At 70.6% G+C, this 16,742-nt stretch carries 17 protein-coding genes; 7 read left to right on the top strand and 10 right to left on the bottom strand.

What is annotated here, in order from left to right:
• Positions 1-167: 167 nt before the first annotated feature.
• On the top strand, positions 168-1,331 hold the full coding sequence (locus E2L08_RS13000) for a DcaP family trimeric outer membrane transporter (RefSeq protein ID WP_168771146.1): 1,164 nt from the start codon (positions 168-170) through the stop codon (positions 1,329-1,331).
• On the opposite strand, the gene E2L08_RS12995 is transcribed toward E2L08_RS13000, so the two are convergent.
• The 3 genes from E2L08_RS12995 to E2L08_RS12985 are packed head-to-tail and all read right to left on the bottom strand — an operon-like array spanning position 1,319 to position 4,712.
• Positions 1,319-3,280 (bottom strand): TRAP transporter permease, encoded by a 1,962-nt coding sequence (locus E2L08_RS12995; protein WP_240758230.1) that lies wholly within the window; start codon positions 3,278-3,280, stop codon positions 1,319-1,321. The two genes, E2L08_RS13000 and E2L08_RS12995, sit on opposite strands and share 13 nt — an antisense overlap.
• An 8-nt stretch (positions 3,281-3,288) precedes the next feature.
• Positions 3,289-3,753 carry a DUF1850 domain-containing protein gene (locus E2L08_RS12990; protein ID WP_240758229.1) on the bottom strand — a complete coding sequence of 155 codons (465 nt, stop codon included), beginning with the start codon at positions 3,751-3,753 and terminating at the stop codon, positions 3,289-3,291.
• Positions 3,750-4,712, bottom strand: a complete 963-nt coding sequence (locus E2L08_RS12985; RefSeq protein ID WP_133397523.1) for a TAXI family TRAP transporter solute-binding subunit — start codon at positions 4,710-4,712, stop codon at positions 3,750-3,752. Before E2L08_RS12985 ends, E2L08_RS12990 begins: the two co-directional genes overlap by 4 nt.
• 210 nt (positions 4,713-4,922) lie before the next feature.
• On the opposite strand from E2L08_RS12985, the gene E2L08_RS12980 reads away from it, so the two are divergent.
• The 5 genes from E2L08_RS12980 to E2L08_RS12960 are packed head-to-tail and all read left to right on the top strand — an operon-like array spanning position 4,923 to position 9,833.
• Entirely contained in the window at positions 4,923-6,425 is a 1,503-nt protein-coding gene (locus E2L08_RS12980; RefSeq protein WP_133397522.1) for an ABC transporter substrate-binding protein, read from the top strand.
• A 10-nt stretch (positions 6,426-6,435) separates the two neighbouring features.
• Complete coding sequence (locus tag E2L08_RS12975; RefSeq protein WP_133397521.1) at positions 6,436-7,389, top strand: ABC transporter permease; 954 nt, start codon at positions 6,436-6,438, stop codon at positions 7,387-7,389.
• Positions 7,386-8,204 carry an ABC transporter permease gene (locus E2L08_RS12970; protein ID WP_133397520.1) on the top strand — a complete coding sequence of 273 codons (819 nt, stop codon included), beginning with the start codon at positions 7,386-7,388 and terminating at the stop codon, positions 8,202-8,204. The genes E2L08_RS12975 and E2L08_RS12970 overlap by 4 nt, the downstream gene beginning before the upstream one ends.
• The gene (locus E2L08_RS12965) at positions 8,201-9,016 is read left to right on the top strand and encodes an ATP-binding cassette domain-containing protein (protein ID WP_133397519.1); all 816 of its coding nucleotides are present in this window, start codon (positions 8,201-8,203) and stop codon (positions 9,014-9,016) included. Before E2L08_RS12970 ends, E2L08_RS12965 begins: the two co-directional genes overlap by 4 nt.
• Positions 9,009-9,833, top strand: coding sequence for an ATP-binding cassette domain-containing protein (locus tag E2L08_RS12960; protein WP_133397518.1), 825 nt, complete (start codon positions 9,009-9,011; stop codon positions 9,831-9,833). The genes E2L08_RS12965 and E2L08_RS12960 overlap by 8 nt, the downstream gene beginning before the upstream one ends.
• Here the strand turns inward: E2L08_RS12960 and folD are convergent.
• A complete protein-coding gene (folD, locus tag E2L08_RS12955; RefSeq protein WP_133397517.1) occupies positions 9,797-10,690 on the bottom strand; it encodes a bifunctional methylenetetrahydrofolate dehydrogenase/methenyltetrahydrofolate cyclohydrolase FolD in 894 nt (297 codons plus the stop codon). The two genes, E2L08_RS12960 and folD, sit on opposite strands and share 37 nt — an antisense overlap.
• A gap of 157 nt (positions 10,691-10,847) precedes the next feature.
• On the opposite strand from folD, the gene E2L08_RS12950 reads away from it, so the two are divergent.
• Positions 10,848-11,321, top strand: a complete 474-nt coding sequence (locus E2L08_RS12950) for a CIA30 family protein (protein WP_133397516.1) — start codon at positions 10,848-10,850, stop codon at positions 11,319-11,321.
• Here E2L08_RS12950 and E2L08_RS12945 read toward each other — a convergent pair.
• From E2L08_RS12945 to E2L08_RS12920, 6 genes are all read right to left on the bottom strand, one after another.
• Positions 11,306-11,998: a phosphatase PAP2 family protein gene (locus E2L08_RS12945; RefSeq protein WP_133397515.1), complete on the bottom strand. Its 693-nt coding sequence runs from the start codon at positions 11,996-11,998 to the stop codon at positions 11,306-11,308. The genes E2L08_RS12950 and E2L08_RS12945 overlap by 16 nt on opposite strands.
• The gene (locus E2L08_RS12940; RefSeq protein ID WP_133397514.1) at positions 11,989-13,404 is read right to left on the bottom strand and encodes a glycosyltransferase family 39 protein; all 1,416 of its coding nucleotides are present in this window, start codon (positions 13,402-13,404) and stop codon (positions 11,989-11,991) included. Before E2L08_RS12940 ends, E2L08_RS12945 begins: the two co-directional genes overlap by 10 nt.
• Positions 13,397-13,699 carry a lipid-A-disaccharide synthase N-terminal domain-containing protein gene (locus E2L08_RS12935; RefSeq protein ID WP_133397513.1) on the bottom strand — a complete coding sequence of 101 codons (303 nt, stop codon included), beginning with the start codon at positions 13,697-13,699 and terminating at the stop codon, positions 13,397-13,399. Before E2L08_RS12935 ends, E2L08_RS12940 begins: the two co-directional genes overlap by 8 nt.
• Positions 13,696-14,460: a glycosyltransferase family 2 protein gene (locus E2L08_RS12930; RefSeq protein ID WP_133397512.1), complete on the bottom strand. Its 765-nt coding sequence runs from the start codon at positions 14,458-14,460 to the stop codon at positions 13,696-13,698. Before E2L08_RS12930 ends, E2L08_RS12935 begins: the two co-directional genes overlap by 4 nt.
• A gap of 74 nt (positions 14,461-14,534) precedes the next feature.
• The gene (locus E2L08_RS12925) at positions 14,535-15,770 is read right to left on the bottom strand and encodes an acyl-CoA dehydrogenase (RefSeq protein ID WP_133397511.1); all 1,236 of its coding nucleotides are present in this window, start codon (positions 15,768-15,770) and stop codon (positions 14,535-14,537) included.
• 95 nt (positions 15,771-15,865) lie between these two features.
• Positions 15,866-16,696, bottom strand: coding sequence for an inositol monophosphatase family protein (locus tag E2L08_RS12920; protein WP_133397510.1), 831 nt, complete (start codon positions 16,694-16,696; stop codon positions 15,866-15,868).
• Between the last annotated feature and the right edge of the window lie 46 nt (positions 16,697-16,742).

The following is a 16,742-nucleotide window of genomic DNA, read 5'->3' as shown; positions in this document are numbered from 1 at the left end:
TCGAGCACAGGCGTGCAAGAAACAGCTTGGGCGAAAACATGCGTGGCCATGTTTTTTATGTGGCCGGGCGGCCACGTCCGCGGCGGAAATCCGCCGAAAAGCTCGAAACCACGGCCGTTCGCCCCACGACGAAAGGGGCGACCCCGCAACCAGCCAGAGGATGTCCCATGCCCCGCTGCCCGATTCCCGCCCGCCTCGCCTGCGCGTCGGCGTTGGCGCTTTGCGCCGCCATGCCGGCACTTGCCCAAACCTCGGACGCCGAGCGGATCGCCGCGCTCGAGGCGCGGGTGGCCGATCTCGAGGCGGGCGCCGCGACCGAGCGTCCGGCCCTGTCATTCGGGTCTGCCCGCACCGAGGTCGAGTTCTACGGCTACATCAAGGTCGATGCGATCTACGATTTCGGCGCCGAGCTGGGCAACACCACCTTCGGGCTGGTGGGGCTGACGGGCGACGATGGCGACGCGTTCTTCAACGCCACGGCGCAGCAGACCCGGCTGGGGTTCAAGACGACCACGCCGACGGGGCTCGGCGCGTTCGGCAGCCAGCTCGAGATCGACTTCTACGGCGGCGAGGGGGCCGTCGGCACCGAAGATCCCTACGAGCCGCGCGTGCGCATCGCCAAGGTCTCGCTGGGCGGGCTTCAGCTCGGCAAGGACTGGACGACCTTCATGCCGCTGGCGAGCTACCCCTCTAGCCTCGATTTCCAGGGAGTCGCGGGCATCCCCTTTGCCCGGCAGGAGCAGATCCGCTTCACCCACGGGTTCGGCGGCGATTACGTGGCCGAGATCGCGCTCGAGGAATCCAATGGCGACAGCGACGATCCGGTTTTCGTCGCGGCGCTGGCCTATGACACCGATCCGCTCCTGCTGCGCGTGTCGGGGCTGGCGGGGACGGTCGATGACGGGTTCGGCGGGTCCGAGGACATCTATGGCGTCAACCTTTCGACCACCGCCAGGCTATGGGAGGGGGGGACGCTCGACGCGAGCTATACCTTCGGCGAGGGCATCGCGTCCTACATGGTGTTTGTCGGCGACGACGTGGACGCGGCGGGCGAGCGGACCGAACAGCGCGCGGCCTATATCGGCCTGACGCAGGCGGTAGGCGAAAAGCTGACGCTGCGCGCGATGTATGGCCACCGCGAGAACGAGGGCAACGACCCGGCGGTGTTCTCGGGCTTCGACAAGCTGACCTCGGTGCATCTGAATGCCGAATACGAGGTGGTAGAGGACGTGCTGGTGGGGGTCGAGTATTTCCACGGCACGCTCGATACCTTTGCCGGGCGCAGTTTTGACGTGGATCGCGTGCAGGCGTCCTTTACCTACAACTTCTGAGGGGCGCCTGCCGCGCCACCGCGCGCCGCGCGGCGGTTCCAGGCGAGGACCGCCGCGATGATCGCGGCGCCCACGGCCTCGACGGCGATGCTGGGCCAGAAGGCGGCCACCACCGCCGCCACCAGCGCCACCCGCTGCCACAAGGGCACGGGCGCGAAAAGGAACCCTTCGAGCGCGACGGCAAAGGCGGTCAGGGCCAGCACGACCACGAGCCCGTTCCACAGCACCAGCGGCAATGGGCCGCCGGTCACGATCGGTTCGTTGAACACCATGAACAGCGGGATGAGATAAAGGCCCTTGGCGTATTTCCACGCCTGCACCGACGTCTCCATCGGGCCCGACCCGGCGATGGCCGCCCCCGCGAAACCCGCCAGCGCGACGGGTGGCGTGACGTTGGAATCCTGGCTCCACCAGAACACCACGAGATGCGCGACGATCAGCGGGATGCCGAACTCTTCGGTCAGGGCGGGGCCGACGAGGATGATGAGCACGATATAGGCCGCTGTCACCGGCAGCCCCAGCCCCAGCACGAGGCTCGCCAGCACCACCATGAACAGCGCGAGCAACAGGTTCCCGCCCGAAAACGCCAGCATCATCGCCGAGAACTTGAGCCCGAGCCCCGTCAGCCCGACCACTCCCACGATGATCCCCGCGACGGCGCAGGCGACCGAGACCGCCACCGCGTTGCGCGCCCCCAGCTCCAGCGCCTCGAGAAGCTGCGCGAGACCCGCGCGGCCCAGCGCGACCAGCCCCGCCCATGTCGGCCCCTGCGTGGCGAACCGCCACAGCGCGCGGGCGGCGGCCGAGGCGATGACCGCGAGGATCGCGTAGAACCCGACCCGCATCGGCGAATAGCCCGCCACCAGCAGCCAGACCAGCGCCACGAGCGGCAGCAGGAAATGCCAGCCCTCGATGAGCACGTCGCGGGTGCGTGGCAGATCCTCGGCGGCCAGCCCCTCGAGCCCCTGTTTCACCGCGGCGATATGGACCAGCAGGTAGACGGCGCCGAAATAGAGCATCGCGGGAAAGATCGAGACGAGCACGATGTCGATATACGGGGTCCGCGTGAACTCGGAGATGAGAAATGCCCCCGCCCCCATGAGCGGCGGCATGATCTGTCCCCCGGTCGAGGCCGCGGCCTCGATGCCGCCCGCCTGCGCGGGGCGATAGCCCAGCTTTTTCATCAGCGGGATGGTAAAGGCGCCGGTGGTCACGACATTGGCGATGGCGCTGCCCGAGATCGAGCCCATGCCCGCGCTCGCGATCACCGCGGCCTTGGCCGGCCCGCCCCGCTGCCGCCCCGTCATGGCATAGGCGAGATCGATGAAGAACTTGCCCGCGCCCGTCACCTCGAGAAAGGCGCCGAACAGCACGAAGACGAAGATGAAGGTCGCCGCGACACCGAGCGGGATGCCGAAGATCCCCTCGGCCCCCAGCGTCAACTGGCTCGCCAACCGTTCGAGCGTATAGCCGCGGTGGTTGAGGATGCCGGGCAGCAGGTCCGACAGGAACGGCAACTCGCCCCGGTTCCCGGCAAAGGCATAGACGATGAAGGCCGCCCCGATCAGCGTCATGGCAAGCCCGATGGCCCTCCGCGACGCCTCGAGCACGACAAGCGCCGTGAGCACTCCCACCCAGACGTCGATATCGCGCGGGATGATGGCATTGGCGATGGCGTCGATATTGGCGGGCACCCAGTAGCCCACCAGCGCGCCCGTCGCGATCAACGGCGCGTCGATGGCCCAGCCCAGCACGCCGCGGGGGCGGGTGCGGGTCACGGGATAGATGAGAAAGCACAGCACGAGGATGAAGCCGAGATGGATCGGGCGCTGAAAGAACAGCCCCAGCGGCTGGATGCCGGCGGCGTAGAGCTGGAAGAGCGACAGCGCGATCCCCACGACCGAGATCGCGCGCAGCACGGCACGGGGGGCGGCAATATCGGCTGGCATCGCGTCGCTCATCGCGCGGGCTCGAGCGTCAGCCACACGCGCTGCCGCGCGGCGACGGCCGACAGCGACACCGTGCCGCCCGCCCAGCCGATGCGGTGATCGACGCCCATCCCGCCCGGACGCAGCGCGTAGGCGTTGCCGGGCACGGGTTCGTCCATGTCCTCGATCCGGTAGCCGCCCTGCCCGTCCGAAACCTGCCTGCCCCGGCCCGGCAGATGGCCGAGCCCGGCGGCGAAATCGGGCTGGTGCGACTGCGTCAGCACCATGCGCCCGCCGCGGTTCTCATAGCAATCGGCCACCTCGAACCCCTGCACGGAATGGCGCCACAAAATGCACCAGCCTTCGCCCTCGGGCATCGGCACCGAGGCCAGCACGCGGCCGTCCCCGAGCCGGGCCACCAAGGTCGCGGCCGGCGCGGCCGTGGCGATCAGCAGGAGGGCGGCAAGCCCCCCTGCCACGCCGCCCGGTCTCACGGGCGCAGGTCGTCCGGGATCTCGGCGCCCGCTTCCTCGTAATAGCGGATAGCACCGGGATGCAGCGGGATCGGGGTCGCCGCCATGGTGAACTCGATCGTGGTCTCGTTCGCGGCCGGATGGACGGCGCGCATGTCGGCGATGTTCTCGAACATGGCCTTGGTGATGGAATAGACGAGATCCTCGTCCATCTCGGACGACGCGACCAGCACGTTCGGCACGCCGATGGTCGCCACGTCTTCGTCGATCCCCTCATAGGTGCCCGCGGGCAGGGTCGTGGGCGCAAAGACCGCGTTCGCCTCGTCCGCGGCGGCGATCTGCGCCTCGGTCAGCGCGATCATGGCGATATCCGCGGTGGTCGCGAGGTTGAGGATGGACGAGGTGGGGGCGCCCACGCTCCAGAAACCGGCGTCGATATCGCCGTTGGCCAGCGCGTCGGCCGTCTCGTTGAAGTTGAGCCGTTGCGCCGTGAAATCGTCGAAGGACATCCCGTTGGCCTCGAGGATGGCCTGCGCGTTGACCTCGGTGCCCGAGCCGGGCGCGCCGACCGAGACCCGCTTGCCCGCCAGATCCTCGAGCGACGCGATCCCCGAATCCGCCATGGTCACGAGCTGCACCGTGTTGGCGTAGAGCGATGCAACCCCGCGCACCATCGAAAGCTGCTGGCCGTCGAACCGGCCGGTGCCGGAATAGGCCTGCTCGACCGTGTCGGCCAGCGCGATGGCGAGGTCGGCATCGCCCGTGGCGACGAGGCCCATGTTCTCGACCGACGCGCCCGTGACCTCGGCGGTGGCCTGCGCGCCCTCGACGTTGTTGTTGATGACCTCGGCGAGGCCCCCGCCCATCGGGTAATAGACGCCGCCCGTCCCGCCGGTGGCGATGGAAAGCTGCGATTGGGCGAGCGCGGGGCCCGCGATGGCGATGGCGGCGGCGGCCGCGGCGATCCTGACCGAGATCATGTGACTAGTCCTCCCTGGTATGATGCCCCTCACCTTACGGGGCGGGGCCGTCGTGGCAAGCGATGGCTCGGCCTCGCGGCGACAGACGGGGCCGGGGCGATCCGGCGCGACATAAAGTTGTTCCAATCCGCCCGCCATTGCGCTTTTAGTGGCGCGACTGCGCAGCCGCCCCCCTCGGGGCGGTCCCGCGCCCTGCCCTGAGGAGCCGCCATGCCCGTTCCGCCGTTCCGCACCGCCCTTTCGCTGGCCGTCCTGTCGGCCGCCTGCGCCCTGCCCGCCGCGGGGTTTGCCGGGATCGACGACAACACCGTCGCCTTCGTCCAGTCGGTCGAGCCGGCCGGGCTCGACCCCACGGTCAGCTCGCCGGTCGCGGCGGGGCAGGTGACATGGCAAAACGTGTTCGAGGGGCTCGTGACCATCGACCGCAACGGCGAGATCGTCCCCCAGCTCGCGACCGGGTGGGAAGTGTCGCAGGACGGCCGGCAGATCACCTTTGCGCTGCGCGAGGGCGTCAGCTTTCACGACGGCACGCCCTTCGATGCCGAGGTGGCCAAATTCAGCCTCGAGCGTATCCTCGCCGAGGACAGCACCAACGGGCAAAAGGCGCTCTACACCGTGATCGAGCGTGTCGAGGCGCCCGATGCCGGGACGCTGGTGCTGACGCTGTCGCGCCCGTCCTCGGACCTGCTTTACTGGCTGGGCTTTCCCGCCGCCGTGATCGTGGCCCCCGACACCGCCGATACGAACGCCACCGATCCCGTGGGCACCGGGCCGTTCCGGGTCGCGGAATGGCGCAAGGGCGACCGGGTCGTGATGACCCGCGCCGAGGATTACTGGGGTGAGGCCGCGCCGCTCGACGGGATCACCGCGCGGTTCATCTCGGACCCGCAGGCGCAGGCCGCGGCGCTGAAATCGGGCGAGGTCGACGTGATCGCCGAGCTTGGCGCGGCCGAGCTTTTCGCCCAGTTCGAGAACGACCCCGCCTATACCGCCCGCGTCGGCACCGGCGAGATGGAGGTCGTGGCCGGCATGAACAACGCCCGCGCGCCCTTTGACGATATCCGCGTGCGGCAGGCGTTGCAGATGGCCATCGACCGCGCGCAGGTGATCGAGGCGGTGAAATCGGGGTTCGGCACGCCCATCGGCAGCCATTTCTCGCCCGCGAGCCCCTATTACGTCGATCTGACCGACCTGTTTCCCTACGACCCCGAGGCGGCCAGGGCGCTGCTGGACGAGGCCGGGCTGGGCGATGGGCTGGAGTTTACCTTCAAGGTGCCGAACCGGCCCTACGCCGAACGCACCGCCGAGATCATGCAGGCCTTTTTCGCCCAGATCGGCGTCACCGCGCGGATCGAAAGCTCGGATTTCCCGGCGGCATGGATCCAGGAGGTGTTCACCGATACCGATTACGACATGACCATCATCGGCCATGCCGAACCGCTCGATATCGGGATCTATGCGCGCGATCCCTATTATTTCAACTACGACAGCCCCGAGTTCGACGCCGCGATGGAGGCCGTCGCCACCGCCGCCACCCCCGAGGCGCGGGCCGATGCCTATGCCGACGCGCAGCGCATCCTCGCGCGCGACGTGCCCGCGCTCTACCTCTATTCGGACCCCAAGCTGGGGGTCTGGGATGCCCGGCTTGAAGGCGTCTGGGCGGACGGGCCGGTGCCTGCGAACGACATGACCGACCTGCGCTGGACGCGGTGACTGCCCGCCCGTGCGACGCCTGAAACGGATCGGGCGCCGGCTGGGCGGGCTGGCCGCCGTGCTGACGCTCGCCTCGGTCGTCATTTTTGCGCTGATCGAGGCGGCGCCGGGCGATCCGGCCCTGATCATGCTGGGCACGGGCGCGCAGCCCGACACGCTGGCCGCGCTGCGCGCCGAGCTCGGGCTCGACCGGCCGCTGGCGCTGCGATATCTCGACTGGATCGGCGGCGTGCTACGGGGCGACTTGGGGATGTCCTATACCTACGGCACGCCGGTGGCCGAGCTCATCGTCCAGCGCCTTGCCGTGACCCTGCCGCTGACCGCGCTGGCCACCGCGCTTGCCGTCGCGATCTCGCTGCCGCTGGGCACATGGGCCGCGCATCGCCCCGGCGGCGGGGTGGATGGGCTGGCGACGGTCTTCGCGCAGGCGGGCATCGCCGTGCCCAATTTCTGGATCGGCCTGCTGCTGATCCTGGGCGTGGCGCTGGGGCTCGGCGCATTTCCGACGGGCGGCTTTCCGGGCTGGGACGCCGGCGCAGGAACGGCGATCCACGCGCTCGTCCTGCCCGCGCTGGCGCTGGCGATCCCGCAGGCGGCGGTGCTGACGCGGGTGACGCGCGCCGCCGTGATCGAGATCGCGTCCGAGGATTTCATCCGCACCGCCCGCGCCAAGGGCCTGACGCGGGGACAGGCACTATGGCGGCATACGATGCCCAACGCGCTCTTGCCGGTGGTGACGATGCTGGGGCTCCAGATCCCGTTCCTGATCTCGGGCGCGGTACTGGTCGAGACGGTGTTCAACCTGCCCGGCATCGGGACGCTGGCCTATAATGCGCTCGCCCAGCGCGACCTGATCGTGGTGCAGAACGTCGTGCTGTTCTTCGCCGTGATCGTGCTGGCCAGCAATGCGGCGGTCGACGCGCTTTATGCCGTGCTCGACCCGCGGCTGAGGGGGCGGCGATGACCCGCCTTCCCCTGTCGCTTCTGGTCGGCGGCGCCATCACCGCCGCCTATCTCGCCGCCGCGCTAACCAGCCGCGTCTGGACCCCCGCCGACCCTACCGCGATGAACATCGCCCGCCGCCTCGCCCCGCCGGGCGAGGCGGGGTTTCTGGGAACCGACCAGATCGGGCGGGACGTGGCGTCGATCCTGATGGCGGGGGCGTGGACCTCGCTCGGGATCGCGGCGGTGGCCGTCGCGCTCGGCGCGGCGCTGGGGACGGCCGCGGGGCTTGCGGCGGCGGCGATGGGCGGGCGGGCCGAGCGGGCGGTGATGTCTCTCAACGCGGTGATGTTCGCCTTTCCGCCGATCCTGTCGGCGATCCTGCTGGGCGCGCTGCTGGGACCGGGCGGCGGCACCGCCATTCTGGCCATCGGGCTGTTCATGATCCCGGTTTTCGCGCGCATCGCGCGGGGCGCGGCCCTGCCCGTCTGGGCGCGCGATTACGTCGCCGCGGCGCGCATGGCCGGCAAGGGGCGCGCGCGGATCACGCTCGAGCATGTGCTGCCCAATATCTCGGGGCAGATCGTCGTGCAGCTCGCCATCCAGACGGGGCTCGCCATCCTCGCCGAGGCGGGCCTGTCCTTTCTCGGCATGGGCGTGCCGCCGCCCAGCCCCAGTTGGGGACGGATGCTGTCCGAGGCGCAGACATGGATCGGCACCGCGCCGCACCTCGTGCTGGCGCCGGGGCTGGCCATCGCGGGCGCGGTGCTGGGGCTGAACCTGCTGGGCGACGGGCTGCGCGACCTGACCGATCCGCGCCGGGACCATAGCGCATGAGGCTGGCCATCCGCGATCTCTCGGTCGGATTCGCACAACCGCGCGGCGCCCCCCCGCGCGAGGTGCTGCGCCGCATCGACGCGGAGCTGGGGCCGGGCGAGGTGCTGGGCATCGTCGGTGAAAGCGGCTCGGGCAAATCCGTCCTAGCGCTGGCCGTCATCGGGCTCTTGCCACGCACGGCGCGGGCGCGCGGCCGGGTCGAGATGGACGGCACCGACCTGTTGCCGCTGGGCGATGGGGCCATGTCGCGGATCAGGGGGCGCAGGATCGGCATGATCTTTCAGGAGCCGATGACCGCGCTCAACCCCGCGATGCGCGTCGGCGCCCAGATCGGCGAGGGGCTGCGCCTGCATCGCGGCATGGGCCGGGCCGAGGCGCGCGCCGAGGCGCTGCGCCTGCTCGACCGGGTGCGGATCGACCGCGCGGCCGAACGTCTCGACGCTTTCCCGCACGAGCTGTCGGGCGGCCAGCGCCAGCGCGTCGGCATCGCCATTGCGCTCGCCCCCGAGCCGGAGCTCCTGATCGCCGACGAACCGACCACCGCGCTCGACGTGACCGTTCAGGCGGAACTGCTCGACATCCTGGACGAGCTCGTGTCCGAGCGGGCGCTGTCGCTCATCCTCGTCAGCCACGACCTGGGCGTGATCGCGCGCCTCGCCGAGCGGTGCCTCGTGCTCTGGCGCGGCGCGGCGGTCGAGACCGGGCCGACCGCGCGGCTTTTGGCCGACCCGCGCCATGACCACACCCGCGCGCTGATCGACGCGCTGCCGCGACGGACGCGCGCCACCCTGCCCCGGTCCGCCGATGGATGAGATCCTGCGCACCGAAGGGCTGAGCCGTCATTTCGCCGTCGGCGCGCGCCGCTTGACCGCGCTCGACGACGTGTCGCTGCGGCTCGGGGCGGGGCGCATCCTCGGCGTGGTGGGCGAAAGCGGGTCGGGCAAGACCACGCTGGCGCGGCTGGTCATGGCGCTCGACCGGCCCAGCGCGGGGCGGGTCTTGATCGCGGGGCGCGAGGTTTCCGCGATGCCGCCCGCCGTGCTGCGCCGCGCGCGCACCGATTTCCAGATGGTGTTCCAGGACCCCTACGGGTCGCTCGATCCGCGCCAGAGGGTCGCGCGCATCGTGGCCGAGCCGCTGCACCTGCTGCCCGATCCGCCGCGCGGCGCGGCGCGGCGCGCCCTGCTGGCCGCGACCCTGGCCGAGGTGGGGCTCGAGCCGGACGCCCTCGACCGGTTCCCGCACCAGTTCTCGGGCGGCCAGCGCCAGCGCATCGCCATCGCGCGGGCCATCGTGACGCGGCCGAGGCTGCTCGTCGCGGACGAGGCGACCTCCGCGTTGGACGTGACGGTGCAAAGGCGCATCCTCGACCTGCTGCTCGGGCTGCGCGCGAAACATGGCATCGCCGTGCTGTTCATCAGCCACGATATCGGCGTGGTCGACGAGATCTGCGACGAGATCGCGGTGATGCGCGCGGGCCGCATCGTCGAGACCGGACCGGCCCGCGACGTGCTCGACGCACCGCGCGCCCCCTATACCCGCGCCCTGGTCGCGGCCGCGCCCCGGCTCGATACGGTGGCGCGGCGCGCGGCTCAGGCGGTCAGGCCCTCGGGTTCGGGCAGGCCGTGAATGCGGCAACAGGCGGTGACGGTATTGGCCAGCAGACAGGCGATCGTCATCGGCCCCACCCCGCCGGGCACCGGCGTGATCGCGCCCGCCACCTGCGCGGCCGCCGTGAACTCGACATCGCCGACCAGCCGGGTCTTGTCGCCCTCGCCCGCGACACGGTTGATGCCGACGTCGATCACGGTCGCGCCGGGGGCGATCCAGTCGCCCTTGACCATCTCGGGGCGGCCGACGGCGGCGACCACGATCTCGGCGCGGCGCACGACCTCGGGCAGGTCGCGCGTGCGCGAATGGGCCACGGTCACGGTGCAGCTATCACCCAGCAAAAGCTGCGCCATCGGCTTGCCGACGATGTTCGACCGTCCGATCACGACCGCCTCGCGCCCCGACAGGTCGCCGAGGTGGTCGCGCAGCATCATCAGGCATCCCAGGGGCGTGCAGGGCACCATCGCCTTTTGCCCCGTGGCAAGCAGCCCGACATTCGAGACGTGGAACCCGTCGACATCCTTGGCCGGGTCGATGGCGGCCAGCACGGCGTCGGTCTCGATATGGTCGGGAAGCGGCAGTTGCACGAGGATGCCATGTACCGCCGGGTCGGCATTGAGCTGCGCCACGAGCGCCAGCAGATCCTCTTGCGCCGTGCCGGCATCGAGCCGATGCTCGAAGCTCGCCATCCCGGCCTCGCCGGTCTGCTTGCCTTTTGAGCGGACATAGACCTGGCTCGCCGGATCCTCGCCCACCAGCACCACCGCCAGCCCCGGCGTCACCCCGTGGTCGGATTTGATCCGCGCGACGTGTTGGGCGACCTGTGCCCGGATGCGCCCCGCGAATGCCTTTCCGTCGATGATCGTGGCGGTCATTGGATCCCCTTCCTGTCCCTGCCTCGGGGCGCGGCCCGCACCCCGCGCCACTGGTGCCACCCCGGCGCGGGCTTGTCACGCCGCCCGCGGCACCCGGCTGGACCTTTCGCGCCGGCACGCGCACCCTGCGCAAAGGCAACGGGAGGGGCGCGCGCGCATGGTGATCTGGCAAGCCGGACGAAACGGGTTCTGGAGCCTCGTGTCCGACCGCGTCATGGGCGGGGTCAGCGCCGGACGCCTCGATTGCGACGCCACGGGCTGCCGGATGCGGGGGCGCGTGTCGCTCGACAATGACGGGGGGTTCCTGCAGATGGCCGCCGACCTGCCGGACGCGCCGCTCGACGCGCGGGGCTGTGACGGGCTCGCGCTGCGGCTACGCGGCAATGGCGAGGCCTACAACATCCACCTGCGCACCCCCGACGTGGCGCGGCCCTGGCAGTCGTGGCGGGTCTCGTTCACCGCGCCGCGCGACTGGACCGACCTGCGCATCCCGTTCGCACGCTTCGCGCCGCACCGGATCGAGGGCGCGCTCGACACCGCGCGGCTGAGCCGGATCGGTCTGGTCGCCATCGGCCGCGCCTTCGAGGCCGATCTTTCGGTCGCGCGCCTCGCGCTTTACGGCCGAACGTAGCGGTAACGCGGGATCAGGCGCAGAGCCGCGCCGATGGCCGCGACGATTAGGAACGAAAGCACCACGTCCGACACGAAATGCCGGCCCATGGCGACGCGCATCGCCCCGGTCAGCCCTGCCAGCCCCCAGATCACCACGAGCGCCGGGCGGCGGTCGGCGACGGGCGCCGCGCGCAGGATCGCCGCCAGTGCCAGCGCCGAGGCCGCGGCCCCCGCGCCCTCGCCCGAGACAAAGGAACAGTTGTCGGCGCATTGATCCGTCGGCAACCAGAAGGGCGAATACCGCGCCTCGCCGCCGAAGATCGTGACATCGGCGGGCCGGGCGCGGCCCCAGTAGGATTTGAGCAGCACATCGACGATCAGCCCCGGCCCCAGCGCAAAGACCAGCAGCGCCCATTCATAGACGCGGCCCGGCACGGCCCAAAGCCGCCGCCCCGCCGCCCCCATGAGGGCGCCCACAAGGCACAGTGCAAAGGTGGCGTTCATCGCGCCCCGCAGCAGGTTGCGCAGGCGCTGCGCGGCGGGCTCGGCGTCATAGCTGAACCCCCCGCGCTCGGGGAAATGGGTCCAGCCCGACACCGCCGGGTCGAGGCCGGGAAACAGCGCAAAGACCGCCGCCACCACGACGATCGCCGCGAGGCAAAGGACCAGCGGCCGGGCGTGGGGGCTCAGAGGCATGCGGGCGGCAAAAGCTCCAGGTGAAGGACGCGGCCCGCATGGGCGCCGCCGGCGATGCGGGGCGCGGCCAGCGTCCGCGCCGCGGCGCAGTCCGAGGGCGCAAAGCTCGCGCGCAGCACCGGGGCGGGCGGATCGTCGGGCAAGGGCCGCGTCTGTTCGTAGTAATTGGACGGCGCCCCCTCGGGGCGCGGCGCGTAGATCGCCCAATCGGTGCCGTCGAGCGTCCAGAAGAGATCGGCCAGAAGGTCGCGATCCGTGGCGAGGATCGCCGACGCCCCCCCGGCCCGCGCCGCCTCGTCGATCATGCGCGAGACCTGCGCCCGCCCGAGATAGCGCGCGGCCATCGGCTCGCCCGAGGGCAACCGCATCACCCCCGGCAGGGCCGCGGCCAACGGCACGACGAGGCAAAGCGCGGCGTTCAACGCGGTCGAGATCCGCAGCCAGCGCGGTGCGCGGTCGTACAAGATGGCTGTGGCCAAGGGCACGCCCGCCAGCAACCCCGCAAAGGCCCAGTTCGCATAGGCCTGATCGAGCAGCGCCTGCACCGACACCACGGCAAGCGGGGGCAGCGCGAACAGCGCGAGCCACCCGAACCCCGCGCCCCGCCGCGTCGCCGCGGCCCAGACAAGCGCGGCCATCAGCACCGGCCCCATGACCCCGAATTGCGAGGCGACGAAGGCGGCGAACCCGCCGGGATTCACCGACGGCCCCCGCCCCTCGGGGCCGATCCAGCCCACGTTCTCCATCGTATGCGCCACGGTGGTCATGTCGTTGGACAGGTTCCACAAGAGGTTCGGCGCGATCACGATGGCGAACGGCAGCACCATGACGGCGAGCTGCACCCCGCCCAGACGCCGGGCCGGCACGAGCATCTGCGCAAGCGCAATGCCCGCCACCGCATAGACGGCCGCATATTTCGCCATGAAGGCCAGCCCCAGCATCGCCCCCGCCAGCGCGGCGGGCGCCAGCCCCCCGCGCCCCGCCCGCCACCACAGCGCCAGCCCTGCCGCGAGGAACGGGGCCATGACCGTATCGGTCGAGATCATCCAGCTTCCGACCGAGACGATGGGCATGGTCAGATAGGCGGCGGCGACCCAGGCGGCGAGCGTCGTACCGCCGGGCCGCACCATCAGCGCGAGCCGCGCCAGGATCAGCGCGGTCGCGCCGTGCAGGATCGGCGCGGGCAGGCGGACCCAGAACGTGGCTTGCGGCGCGATCTCGGACATGGCCCGCAAGAGCCACCCGATCAGCGGCGGCTTGGAGAAATAGCCAAGGGCCAATTCCTGCCCCCAGAGCCAGTATTGCGCCTCGTCGACGAAAAGATCGGTACGGTCGAAGGCCAGGAACACGATCCGCAGCCCGACGATGGCCGCGGTGACGGTCAGGGCCGGCCGCAGGTCAGTCACGCCGCGTCTCGGTATGGATCAGCCACAGGTTGCGCGCATAGACGATCAGCCCCAGCGACTGCCCGAGGATGAAGACCGGGTCGCGCCGATAAACGGCATAGGCGAACAGGATCACCCCGCCCGCGATCGAGAAATACCAGAAAGCCAGCGGAATGACCGACCGGCCCTCGCGCTCGGACACGATCCACTGCACGAGGAACCGCCCCGAGAACATCAGCTGCCCGGTCAGGCCGAACATGACCCACCAGAACTCGAGCCACGTGTCGACATGCACGAACTCGAGCGCCGCGTTCATGCGTCCGTCCCGGTGGCGGCGACGGGTGCGGCGGCGGCCTCGATGGGGCGGGCCCGTTCGCGCTTGCGCCGCCGGATCAGCCAGGCCACGCCCAGCAGGTCCACGGCGCCGACCATCGCCCGCCCGAAATTGGTATAGTTCGACCGCCCGCCCATCCGCGGCCGGTCGCCCACCTCGACATGGACGACCTCGGCCCCGGCGCGCAGGAACAGCGCCGGAAGATAGCGGTGCATGTGATCGAAATAGGGCAGGTCGAGATAATCGTCGCGCCGGAACGCCTTGAGCCCGCAGCCCGTGTCGGCGGTGGCGTCGCCAAGAACCGCCGCGCGGATGCGGTTGGCCGCGCGCGAGGCCAGCCGCTTGCTGGCCGTGTCGCGCCGCCGCCGGCGCTGCCCGGCGACCAGCGTCGGCCCGCTCGCCGCGGCCAGCCGGCGGGCAAGGCGCGGCAGCTCGGCCGGGGGGTTCTGCCCGTCGCCATCCATGGTGCAGACCACGGGCGCCCGTGCGGCCAGCACGCCGGAATGGATCGCCGCGCTCTGCCCCGCGGGGCGGTCATGGCGCAGCGGTCGCAGCCCCGGATGCGCGCGCGCGAGCTCCGACAGCAGCGCGGCGCTGCCGTCATCCGACCCGTCATCGACCACGATCACCTCGATCCGCGCGTCGACCCCGGCAAAGGCGTCGAAAATCTCGGCGACCAGCGCGCGCAGAACCGCCGATTCGTTCCGGGCGGGAACGACGATGGAAATATCGGGATCTGACATCAAGCTACCTCGGGCCGCGCGGGGGGCGCTATAGCCCGCCCGCCCGAAATCCGAAAGACCCCGGCCCCCGCGACCTAGAAGAACGCCTGGAGCCCCGTCTGTGCCCGCCCCAGGATCAGCGCGTGTACGTCATGCGTGCCCTCGTAGGTGTTCACCGTCTCGAGGTTCAGCATGTGGCGCATCACCGGGAAATCGTCCGAGATGCCGTTGCCGCCCAGCATGTCGCGCGCCATCCGCGCCACGGTCAGCGCCTTGCCGCAATTGTTGCGCTTCATCAGGCTGATCGCCTCGGGCGAGGCTGTGCCCGCATCCATCATCCGCCCGAGTTGCAACGCGCCCTGCAGGCCCAGCGCGATCTCGGTTTGCATGTCGGCGAGCTTTTTCTGGAAAAGCTGCGTCTGCGCCAGCGGCCGGCCGAACTGCGTGCGGTCGAGCCCGTATTGCCGGGCGACGTGCCAGCATGCCTCGGCCGCGCCCATCACGCCCCAGGCGATGCCGTAGCGCGCGCGGTTGAGACAGCCGAACGGCCCCTTGAGCCCTTGGACGCCGGGCAAAAGCGCCTCCTCGCCGACCTCGACATCCTGCATGACGATCTGGCCCGTGGGCGACGCCCTGAGCGACAGCTTGCCTTCGAGCTTGGGCGACGAAAGCCCGGCCATCCCCTTTTCCAACAGGAACCCGCGGATCTTGCCGTCATGCGCGTCGGACTTGGCCCAGACGACAAAGACATCGGCAAAGGGCGCGTTCGAGATCCAGGTCTTGGTGCCGTTCAGGACATAGCCCGCCGCGGTCTTGCGCGCCGTCGTCTTCATCCCGGCGGGGTCGGACCCGGCATCGGGTTCGGTCAGGCCGAAACAGCCGATCATCCGGCCCGCGGCCAGTTCGGGCAGGAACCGCGCGCGCTGCGCATCGCTGCCATAGGCGTGGATCGGGTACATCACCAGCGAGGATTGCACCGACAGCATCGAGCGATAGCCCGAATCGACGCGCTCCACCTCGCGCGCGATCAACCCGTAGGTGACGTAATTCGCCTGGAGCCCGCCGAACCGCTCGGGGATCGTGGCGCCCAGCAGCCCCGCCTCGCCCATGGCGGGGAAAAGCTCGGGCGCGCTTGTCTCGCCGCGAAAGGCGTCGCGCGCGAGGGGGGCGAGCCGGGCCTCGGCAAAGGACGCGGCGGCGTCGCGCAGCATCCGCTCGTCCTCGTCGAGCTGCGCCTCGAGCCCCAGCGGATCGGCCCAGACAAAGGCCGACAGTTCGGGGCCGTGGCCCGCGGGATGGCGCGGGGTCTGCTCGGGGCTGTCCTTGGGCATGGCGGATCTCCTGAAAGGGCGGGCGCGCAACGCAGTATCGGCAGAACGGGAGCCGCCTGCAACGCCCCCGCGTCGCGACCGATCCGCCCGTCCGATCAGCCCAGCGCCGGGGCGAATGTCTCGCGCAGGGCCTCGAGCCGATCGGCCGACGAGGCCGCCATCAGGATCTGGCCGGTATCGGAGGGATCCCATGCGTCCCCCGACAGCGTGCCGCAGGCGCCACCGGCCTCGGTCACGATCAACTGGCCGGCGAGATGGTCCCAGGGCTTGGACTGGGCGGCGATCAGCCAGTCGACATGCCCCTGCGCGAGCATCCGGTATTCGTGGCACGAACAGCGCAGGGTCTGGATGCGGCCGAACCCCGGCACGCGCGCAGCGACGGCGGCCTGACGGTCCGGCGCGAACAGCCCCAAAGGCAGGTATCCCGTCTCGTCCTCGGGCGCCCGCGCGCCGCGCACCGACAGCCGACGCGGGGCCACGCCCTCGCGCGCGATATGCGCCCCCTGGCCCGCCCGCGCCGTCACCCAATCGTCGAGCACCGGATCGTAGAGCGCGCCGAACCGCGTCTCGCCGCCCGCGCGGATGGCCGCGATGATCCCGAACAGTGCCAGCCCGTGGGCATAGTTCCAGGTGCCGTCGATGGGGTCGATCACGGCGACGGTCCCGGCCCCGTCCAGCGCCGAGAGAAGCCCCGGATCGCTTTCCGAGATCTCCTCTCCCAACAGGGTCGCGCCCGGCAATAGCGGCCCCAGCCGGGCAAAGATGGCAGCCTCGGCGGCGCGGTCGGCAACGGTCACGAGGTCTTCGGGCCCCGATTTCGTCTCGACCTCTTCCTGGTCGAGATTGCGGAACCGCGGCAGGATCTCGGCGCGGGCCGCATCGCGCAGGGCCGCGACGATGGCCGCGCAGGTCTCGGGGGATGGCACGGTCGCAACCTCGCATCAGGGGGATCGGCGCGCACATTAGGCACCG

It is taken from the genome of Palleronia sediminis (assembly GCF_004358695.1).
GTDB classification, from domain to species: domain Bacteria; phylum Pseudomonadota; class Alphaproteobacteria; order Rhodobacterales; family Rhodobacteraceae; genus Palleronia; species Palleronia sediminis.
The sequence above is the reverse complement of the archived record's forward strand: the minus strand, read 5'-3'. Positions and strand labels throughout refer to the sequence as shown.

What these genes read in the sequence shown, in the direction of transcription:
- E2L08_RS13000 (WP_168771146.1), top strand. Translation starts at nt 168, where the DNA reads ATGCCCCGCTGCCCGATTCCCGCCCGCCTCGCCTGCGCGTCGGCGTTG.
- E2L08_RS12995 (WP_240758230.1), bottom strand. Translation starts at nt 3,280, where the DNA reads ATGCCAGCCGATATTGCCGCCCCCCGTGCCGTGCTGCGCGCGATCTCG.
- E2L08_RS12985 (WP_133397523.1), bottom strand. Translation starts at nt 4,712, where the DNA reads ATGATCTCGGTCAGGATCGCCGCGGCCGCCGCCGCCATCGCCATCGCG.
- E2L08_RS12980 (WP_133397522.1), top strand. Translation starts at nt 4,923, where the DNA reads ATGCCCGTTCCGCCGTTCCGCACCGCCCTTTCGCTGGCCGTCCTGTCG.
- E2L08_RS12970 (WP_133397520.1), top strand. Translation starts at nt 7,386, where the DNA reads ATGACCCGCCTTCCCCTGTCGCTTCTGGTCGGCGGCGCCATCACCGCC.
- E2L08_RS12965 (WP_133397519.1), top strand. Translation starts at nt 8,201, where the DNA reads ATGAGGCTGGCCATCCGCGATCTCTCGGTCGGATTCGCACAACCGCGC.
- E2L08_RS12960 (WP_133397518.1), top strand. Translation starts at nt 9,009, where the DNA reads ATGGATGAGATCCTGCGCACCGAAGGGCTGAGCCGTCATTTCGCCGTC.
- folD (WP_133397517.1), bottom strand. Translation starts at nt 10,690, where the DNA reads ATGACCGCCACGATCATCGACGGAAAGGCATTCGCGGGGCGCATCCGG.
- E2L08_RS12950 (WP_133397516.1), top strand. Translation starts at nt 10,848, where the DNA reads ATGGTGATCTGGCAAGCCGGACGAAACGGGTTCTGGAGCCTCGTGTCC.
- E2L08_RS12945 (WP_133397515.1), bottom strand. Translation starts at nt 11,998, where the DNA reads ATGCCTCTGAGCCCCCACGCCCGGCCGCTGGTCCTTTGCCTCGCGGCG.
- E2L08_RS12935 (WP_133397513.1), bottom strand. Translation starts at nt 13,699, where the DNA reads ATGAACGCGGCGCTCGAGTTCGTGCATGTCGACACGTGGCTCGAGTTC.
- E2L08_RS12930 (WP_133397512.1), bottom strand. Translation starts at nt 14,460, where the DNA reads ATGTCAGATCCCGATATTTCCATCGTCGTTCCCGCCCGGAACGAATCG.
- E2L08_RS12925 (WP_133397511.1), bottom strand. Translation starts at nt 15,770, where the DNA reads ATGCCCAAGGACAGCCCCGAGCAGACCCCGCGCCATCCCGCGGGCCAC.